This is a genomic window from Aminiphilus sp. (assembly GCF_029975095.1).
Taxonomy (GTDB): Bacteria; Synergistota; Synergistia; order Synergistales; family Aminiphilaceae; genus Aminiphilus.
Genome location: NZ_JARKPW010000185.1, coordinates 1 through 7,961, shown reverse-complemented (window position 1 = coordinate 7,961; position 7,961 = coordinate 1). Strand labels below are relative to the sequence as shown.

Below are 7,961 nucleotides of genomic sequence, written 5' to 3'. Positions count from 1 at the left end.
AATCCGCTCCCATACGTTCACCACCACCGCCGGCCCGCCGTCCTCCTCGCCCACAGAGAGGCCGAAGAAACTATCGGAAGCCATGGGGACGGGGAAAACCTTCACGCCCGCGTGTTCGAGCAGGCCGCAGATGTCGTGGATTGGTTCGGTGACCTTCAGCCCCAGCTTTTTCCGGCAGAGTCCGGCCGCCTCGGCAAGGCGGTCTCTGGAGCATTGCCTCCGGACAGCGCCAAGGCTGAACGGCATCTTTTTATTCAGACTCTCCTCGAGGAAATTGAAATCATCGAGCCACCTGGCCACCTCGGCCAGGACATTCTCGCGATTCTGCATCCGCTTCGCCGAACGGAACCGGACGGTGCACAATTCCCGAACCGGCTGGAAAAGCTCCTGAAGCTTCACATCGAGGGCCTTGGCGATTGCCTGCATGGTCCTCATCCGCGGCTCGCTCTTTGCGAGTTCGAGACTCTTTATCGCCGGCAAGGAGAGACCCGCGTCGTCCGCTAGGGCGCTTTGGCTCAAGCGCTTCGCAGTTCTCAGTCGTCTCACGTTCTGTGCGAGCATCTTCAAATTCACGGCGGTTCCCCCCTTTTGCTTTTCGAAATATACTATAACCCATGATATTGTCAAATGGTATCTTTCAGTCCGCCGCAAAACGGAATGGATTATGCTCTTGACATGCTCCCCTAAAATAGGACCACTGGAAGAGTTAGTGAGTTCCACAACCAGGAGGTGCCAAAGGGAGCATGAGACAACGGTTCAGCGATGAGCAGATAGTCGCAATCCTGCGTGAAGGCGAGGGTGGAGCCGATTCCATTCGCGACGTATGCAGAAAGCATGCCATTACGGAAACGACCTTTTACCGATGGCGGCGCCGCTTTGGAGCCATGTCGAAGCCTGAGGTTCGCCGCCTACGCGAGCTTGAGCGGGAAAATGAGCGCCTCAAGCGCATGATGGCCGAACGGGATATCGAGCTGGACATCATCAAGGAATTTCTGGCAAAAAACTCCTGACGGCACAGCAACGAAGGAGAGCCGTGACGTTCTGCATGTCGCGAGGGCTTTCGGAACGTCGTAGCTGTGCCATCGCCCGGATCAGTCGTTCCAGCTACCGTCACAAACCCGTCCCCGATCGGGACGAGCAACTGACGAGCGAAATCAAGCAGATCGCAAAAGAGCACCGGCGTTACGGATATCGCCGCGTGTGGGCTTTGCTCCGACGCAGGAAGCGGTATGTCAACCACAAACGCGTGTATCGACTGTGGAAAAGCGCCGGGTTGTGCCTGCCGTCGTGTAAACGGCGCAAACCCGCCCCGAAAAGGGGGTACACCCCCATGGCGGCGCTCTATCCGAATCATGTCTGGACCTATGATTTCATGGAAGACAGGACTGCGAACGGCCGAAAGATCCGGATACTCAACGTCGTCGACGAGTTCACGCGCGTCTGCCTCGCATGTGAAGTCGCCCGCCGGTTCGACGCAAGGGCAGTGATTGCCGTTCTCGAAAAACTTTTTGCTCGAAACGGGATGCCGGAATATCTGCGTTCCGATAACGGCTCCGAGTTCATGAACACATTGAATGAGTACTTGTACTGGTATAACGGAAAAAGAATCAAGATATCGTTGGGTGCGAAGAGTCCGCTGGAATACAGGAGGATGGATCCGGCAGCACAGCAGTCCAAATAAACGTCCGCACCCCCCTTTTTGGGCCATTTCTATTATGCAACAAACACTTTGGTGCTGATTATTTCCTCCTTCGTCCAGAAAAGAGGAGGGGCAGCAACCCGCAGAGGACTGCCCCGACTACCGAAGGAGCTGCGCCCACAGTACATCCTCCGCCGCTTCCGGGATCCGTTGTCGGTGTCGCCGAAGGAGGTGCGTCGCCCGTCAGTGCGGCAAGCGCATTGTCCACCCGGATGCGAGGGACGGTCACCCCGTTTCGGTTATCGTAAATCCCCTTACCCGTTCCCCGCAGCGCGTCAAGGATCGTATCCACGTCCGCATTCGGCGCTCTGGAGCGCAGCGCCGCAAAGGCGCCTGCCACGTGGGGAGTCGCCATGGATGTTCCGTCGAAACCCATATATTCCCAGTCGGGAGTGACGGGAACGGAGGACACGATGCCTCCGTCGTCGGCGGGGGCGACGGATCCTTCCTCGTGCCAGACTTGTCCGCCCGGAGCAAGGAGAGTCAGGTACGCGGAGGAGTTCGAATAAACGGCGATTTCGTCGTTCTTCGTTACGGCCCCCACGGAGACGGCGTTGGAAAGACATGCGGGCATGTTGATGCCCCCCGAGAAGCCTTCGTTTCCGGCGGCGACCACTGGAGCTATTCCTGCGGCCCGGAGCGCGTCGAATGCCGTTTTCATGGCGGGATTTTGAAGATCGCAGGATCCTTCGATTTCTTCGCTGCCACCGAGACTTAGGTTTACCGCAGCGATCTGGATCGTCTTCGAGAGTTCGAGCACGCGTTCGATACCCGCAATAATGTCCGAGTCAAAGGCTATCGTCGCATAAAAGATTTCTCCTGTTTCTGTATCCACAAGTTCCTGTGAGCAGAATACTTGAATGGCAACGATTCCCGCGAGGGGAGCGACACCGGAGAAGTCGATCACCCGTCCTCCGTTGCCGTTTCCAGCGGCGATGCCCGCGACGTGAGTGCCGTGATTGCATCCGATGATGCTCAGGTCGCAGTTGTTCCCGGATCCAGGGACTATCGAGGAAGATTCCCGGTTCGGGCAGACGGAATAGATGCCGTGTGCGGGGTCGTGGGTGGAGTAACATCCCTCCCCGACGATTCTTCCCTTGAGGAACGGATGGTCCAGGTCCACTCCGGTGTCGAGGATGGCCACGGCATAGCCTTCTCCCGTAGCGCCCATGGATTGCGCCGTCGTTCCTCCGATAAGAGGAACGCTTTCCTTCAGCGAAGGGAGATTGATCCGGTCGGGATAAATCCCTTTGACGAGAGAGGATGCGGCAAGGGCTTTCATTCCCGTTTCGCCGGGCGCGGACATGGCGAGAAAGGGAAACGTTTCGTAGCGGCGCACGGTCCCTTCCTCCGCATTGACCCCGAACGATTCGAGGTGCACAAGTACCTGTTCCTGTGCGACGGATATGCGGGTCTTCCGTTCCTCTGCGGAGACGAGTCCCTCTGGAACGCGCAGTTCCACGAGAATTCTCTTGCCTTCGAGCGACGCAAGCGCCTTTCGGACGACGGGGTCGTCCGCGGAGAGTCGCGGTGCAGCCGCAAAGGCGGAACTGGAGAAAACACCCGCTATCAAAAAGAGCAGAAAGAGAGATAGAGCACAACGCATCTGTGAAGTCCTCCTTGAAAGGTAAATTTTTTAAACAAAACCCTAGCATTAATTCATGACTCATCTCAAAAAAACATTCATCGCAAGTCTACCTGACGGAGGATTTTCTTTCAAGAACTCATTCTTCTCCCAGAATGGAACCACACTGACGACACGAGGCGACCCGGTAAGCCGCGATGAGATGCGCGACGGTGGTTCCCGTCAACGTTTCCCGGAGCGCAAGCACCTCCGCAGCTGTGCTTCGGGCAGTTTTTTCTCTGCCAGGGAGTGCGCCACAGTTCATCCTTCGTTATTGGCAAGGGAGAAAACTTCTTCGGAGAGGCGCCACGCAGAAAGCTTCTGGGACATTGCCATCTTGCCCGCCACAGTATGTTTTCTTCGGTTTTCATCGATAGCATTTCTGAATCCATCATGAATTCCGGCAGCAGGCCTTTTTCGAGGATCGCCCTTGTTTTTTTGCGTTGTCAGCGTCGAATCGATACGCATCTACATGGAGCACAGTGCATCCACGTCAACGTTCTTACGATTGCTGTCCGTACAGGCCACACCAAGATTCGCCTCGGCAATGTCGCCGGGCCGCAAGGATCATGCCCCTTATCTCCCGGAGAAAAGCTTGGCGGCCTCTTCAAAGGGAACCGGTGCATAGTCCCACACATCCACGCCCACGTTGATCACGGGACCGAGCTTCCGGAAGCAGGTGTGCACATGGCCACAGAACCAGCGTCCCCGAATCGCCGACAGATCCTCACCCTTGAGCAAGTCGTAGAGTTCATGATCCGCCTCGTCGGGCAGGTCGTCCAAGTACTGCCGGTAGAGCCGCATGGGTGAGTGGCAAGCCCGCACCTCTCCGCAGCGCGTAACAAGCCGCAGGTCACCTTCCCGCTCCACTACGGCGGAAAATCCTGCTTCGAGATAGGTCTTCGGAGAGAGCTTGTCGTGATTGCCCAAGAGGAGGATCTTTACCTCGCCGTGCAAACGGGGGACAAGTCGACGGAGCCTGTGAGCAAGGTTTGCGGTGTCGTTCGGCTTTCCCCAGAGAAAATCCCCAAGGAACAGAACGACTGATTCCTTTTTGGGAACCAGGGCGTTGTGCCGCTCCATGAGTGCCGTTTCCATCACCTCCGTGTCCTTGAAAGGCCGTTTCGCATAAACGATGATGTTTGCGTGTCCGAAATGATGGTCCGCCGAAAGAAACAGGGGAAACATGTCGGTTTGGAGGTCCAGGCGAAACGCCGCCCCGTCCTTCTTCGAGGAAGGATGCACCTTGAACAGCTCCTTTTTTCGTAATACTCTAGATTTACCGTACATTTCGGCACACCGAAAGAAAACGATCGACACCAGGAAAGATTTCCTGGAAAGGCTCTCTCGGGAGATATTCGCCGTCGTCGTTGTGGAGGTGCCCGAAGATCCAGAGGCGCGTTTGCATCTTTTTCGCAATTTCCTCCAGCCATTCGGCGACGGGATCCTTAAATCGTTCTCCGCAGAGAAAGGCGTACACCGATTTAGGCGCGGTGTGTGTCAGTACCAGATCCACTCGCCATTCCCTCGCTTCGAGAGCTTTTTCGCCCAGCTTCATTTCCTCCTGACTCGGAATTTCCCACTCCCACCAGGATTCCCCCAGCCTCCTGTATTTTCTGTCTATGGAAAAGGCGCCTCCGAAGCACCAGACTGAACGCCCGGCAATTTCGCAGATGCGGCCGCTCCGGAGGTGAAAAATGTTTTTGCGTACCATCCCTACATTCGCACCCCAACGGAATTTCGTATGGAGCGCATCGAGCTTGTCGAAATTCTCAGGGTTGCCGTCGATGAACAGGGTATCGCGAGCCAACGCTTCGAGTTGATCGAGAGCAGACATTTCCGCGCTGTCAGGCTCGCGTTTCCAGAGCAACCCGAAATCGCCGGCGACAAGAAGGGGCGTTCGCTCGTCCCCGCCCTGCCGCTCATTCTGCGCGATCTTCGCAAGATTGCATGCGATACGCCCATATTCAAGCGTTCCGTGAACATCATCGGTGACAAACACGTCTCCTCCTCCTGTTGTACCCCTACGCTCGCACAAGATCTCGTTTCTCCTTGGGAATCCTGCCTATAAACTCTTTTGCCGCTACGGGCCTGTCATCGAGTGCACGGAGCTTTCCCATCCTTTCAAGGCCCGTGAGAAGCGCCTCGCAGGAGAGAATCCTGCAGAATCTTGGGGTGCGCACCCGTTCAAGGGTAGGATCTTCCACAACCGCAAAAACCGGCGATGCTCCCGCTCTGAGGTCGCGTCCTTGGCCGGATTCGAGCAGATGCCTGGCGAGGGCGAGAAAAAGCGATCTGCGGAAGGAGGGGTCGGCTTGGCGAAGATCCTCCTCCGCCCTTTTTCCCATCGCCTCCTCGAGCGTCTTCTGGGCTTCCATTTCCAAAAAATACGCCGCGTTTCTCCCGAACCAACCGGAACGATCAGGAGTTTACAGCGTTCCAATTCTTTCTTCAGCGTTTCAAGATACTTCGGATAGGAAAGACCACGCATGACCGCATCGGTGACAAGGATGCGCACACTGGAGCAGGCAAGAGCCGGGAAGGCATCCAAGAGCCAAAGAGACACAAGCGGGGCCGGGTCTGGAAAAAGGATGCGCAGCAGGTTCCTCTCGTCGAAAGGCGCCCCGGAGAGGCGCGCGAACCGCCTGACGTCTCCAGAGAAGGCCGTAGCCTCTCGAAGCTCCAGATACTCCACCCGAAGCGGACATTCCAACTTCTTTTCGTCGAGTGTAAAACGAAACGAGAGCTTGCAGGAAAATGAGGAAAGGACGCGAAGATGATCTCTCCCTGCGTGTGCTGTTATCGGCCCTCCCATCTCTTCTCTCCCATTCTCCGCTCCGACCCCGAACCGGCTCACTGACTCATGTTCTCGAGCTTCTGCAAGGCCTCCGTATTCTTCAGCCTCTTGTTGCGCCGGGCGATATCGACGGCCCGCTCGCCCCGGTTGTCCACGAGGGCCGCATCCGCCCCCGCCTGCAGAAGTGCGACCACCACCTCGGGATGCGATGTGAATCGCGCGGCATAGAAGAGAGCCGTCCAGCCGGTCCGGGTCCGGGCATTCACCTCCGCGCCGGCGTTGATGAGGGTCAGAAGAATTTCGGGATTGCGCGTGTGCGTCGCGGCCTTCATCAACGCCGTCTCGTTCTCTTCGCTTCGTGCTTCGATCTCCGCTCCGGCCTCCAAGAGAACGGCGACGACCCGGGGATTGCGGTTGAACGCCGCGGCCTTCATCAAAGAGGTCCAGCCTTCGTGATTTCTCGCATGGATGTTCGCCCCCGCCCCCAGAAGAGCGACGACGACCTCGGAATCGGCATTCTCTCCGGAGGCGAACATCAGCGCCGTCTCGCCGCTCTCGTCCCGGGCGTTCACGTCCGCTCCCGCCCGGATGAGGGACGAGACGATTCCTGCATCGGCTCCGTATCCGGCGGCGAGCATGAGCGGGGTGACACCGAGAACGTTCCGGATATTCACCTCCGCTCCCGCTTCGACGAGGGCAGTGGAAACTGCGGGATTGGGGTTTTTCCCCGCCGCCACCATCAGGGCGGAAAAACCCTCCGCATCACGAGCCTTCACGTCCGCTCCGGACCGGAGAAGGGCCATGACCACCTCGGGATTCGGGTTTTGTCCGGCGGCGAGGAGGAGAGCCGTCATGCCCTGCTCGGTTCGGGCATGAATGTCCGCGCCCGCTCCGGCAAGGACGGTGACGACCTCCGGATTCGGATTTCTCTCCGCCGCCGTCATCAGGGGCGTGCTGTCGTTCTCGTCGCGGAGGTTCACGTCCGCACCCTCCGCGAGGGCGACCCGCACCTCCTCGGGCGTGCCGGTTCCGCACAGCTCCAGAAACGTCGCGTCGCTCACGGCACCGAGCGCTCCCGAGACGAAAGCCAAGGACAGCATCAACATTCCCGCGAACAGCGGCACAATGTTCTTCCGCATGCTCCCTTCCCTCCTCCGAACACGTGACTGCCCGGATGAACCCGCCCCGAGCCCTTGAAGAGATTCATCCTTTGCGACACAACACCATGAACCAGACGCACCATCAAAAAACACTTCTACAAGATACCATCTTGCCTCAAAAGAGAAAATGTCGCATGGGAAAAAGGTATCGCTTCCCTGCACGAAGCAGGGGTTGACAGCTGGAGGGAGGAGGAGTTAGAGTCATCGAACTTTGAGCGTGCTCTGCGCTCAATATCACTCGTTACTCGTATAAGGAGGAATTGGCATGTCTTGTTCGGTACAGAAACACGGTGCATTTCGTCTCGCAGTGGTCTCTCTGGTGTTTTCCCTCGCACTGGCCGCCTCCGGCGCCTTCGCCCACGATTTCTGGGTGAACGCATTTGAGCCGAAGGACGGCCTCGTCAAGGCCGAAATCGGCTATGGTCACGATTTTCCGAAACCGGAACCCATTCCCGAGGACCGAACGCACCTCTTCGACGTGCTGCAGCTGGCGACACCGGAGGGAACGGTGAAACTGACCCCGGGGGGAACGAACTACGCCTACGAGGGCAAAGCGGATCTGAAAAAAGGAAGCTACCTGGTTCTCGGCTTTTACCACCCCACGTTCTGGTCCAAGGGGCCTGACGGCTGGGCACAGAAAAACCGGACCGAACGGCCTGACGCCACCTACTGCGAGGAAGT

The 7,961-nt window shown here is 57.6% G+C and carries 9 protein-coding genes; 3 read left to right on the top strand and 6 right to left on the bottom strand.

The window, feature by feature from the left end; all coding sequences use genetic code 11:
- Positions 1-627, bottom strand: a 627-nt coding sequence (locus tag Q1K49_RS11725; protein ID WP_300526196.1) for a helix-turn-helix transcriptional regulator, incomplete at its 3' end; no start/stop codon positions are given.
- Between the two features lie 116 nt (positions 628-743).
- On the opposite strand from Q1K49_RS11725, the gene Q1K49_RS11720 reads away from it, so the two are divergent.
- Both Q1K49_RS11720 and Q1K49_RS11715 read left to right on the top strand, forming a co-directional pair.
- Positions 744-1,010, top strand: a complete 267-nt coding sequence (locus Q1K49_RS11720) for a transposase (protein ID WP_300526194.1) — start codon at positions 744-746, stop codon at positions 1,008-1,010.
- A 23-nt stretch (positions 1,011-1,033) separates the two neighbouring features.
- Positions 1,034-1,681 (top strand): IS3 family transposase, encoded by a 648-nt coding sequence (locus tag Q1K49_RS11715; RefSeq protein WP_300526192.1) that lies wholly within the window; start codon positions 1,034-1,036, stop codon positions 1,679-1,681.
- A gap of 58 nt (positions 1,682-1,739) precedes the next feature.
- Here the strand turns inward: Q1K49_RS11715 and Q1K49_RS11710 are convergent, their stop codons facing one another.
- From Q1K49_RS11710 to Q1K49_RS11690, 5 genes are all read right to left on the bottom strand, one after another.
- The gene (locus Q1K49_RS11710; RefSeq protein WP_300526190.1) at positions 1,740-3,305 is read right to left on the bottom strand and encodes a S8 family serine peptidase; all 1,566 of its coding nucleotides are present in this window, start codon (positions 3,303-3,305) and stop codon (positions 1,740-1,742) included.
- 594 nt (positions 3,306-3,899) lie between these two features.
- Positions 3,900-4,568, bottom strand: a complete 669-nt coding sequence (locus Q1K49_RS11705; RefSeq protein ID WP_300526188.1) for a metallophosphoesterase — start codon at positions 4,566-4,568, stop codon at positions 3,900-3,902.
- A 34-nt stretch (positions 4,569-4,602) separates the two neighbouring features.
- Positions 4,603-5,325 carry a hypothetical protein gene (locus tag Q1K49_RS11700; protein ID WP_300526186.1) on the bottom strand — a complete coding sequence of 241 codons (723 nt, stop codon included), beginning with the start codon at positions 5,323-5,325 and terminating at the stop codon, positions 4,603-4,605.
- A gap of 22 nt (positions 5,326-5,347) precedes the next feature.
- Positions 5,348-5,671: a hypothetical protein gene (locus Q1K49_RS11695; RefSeq protein WP_300526184.1), complete on the bottom strand. Its 324-nt coding sequence runs from the start codon at positions 5,669-5,671 to the stop codon at positions 5,348-5,350.
- A 505-nt stretch (positions 5,672-6,176) separates the two neighbouring features.
- Positions 6,177-7,259 carry an ankyrin repeat domain-containing protein gene (locus Q1K49_RS11690; RefSeq protein ID WP_300526182.1) on the bottom strand — a complete coding sequence of 361 codons (1,083 nt, stop codon included), beginning with the start codon at positions 7,257-7,259 and terminating at the stop codon, positions 6,177-6,179.
- Between the two features lie 286 nt (positions 7,260-7,545).
- Here Q1K49_RS11690 and Q1K49_RS11685 point away from each other — a divergent pair.
- A partial coding sequence (locus Q1K49_RS11685; RefSeq protein WP_300526181.1) for a DUF4198 domain-containing protein occupies positions 7,546-7,961 on the top strand: 416 nt, incomplete at its 3' end.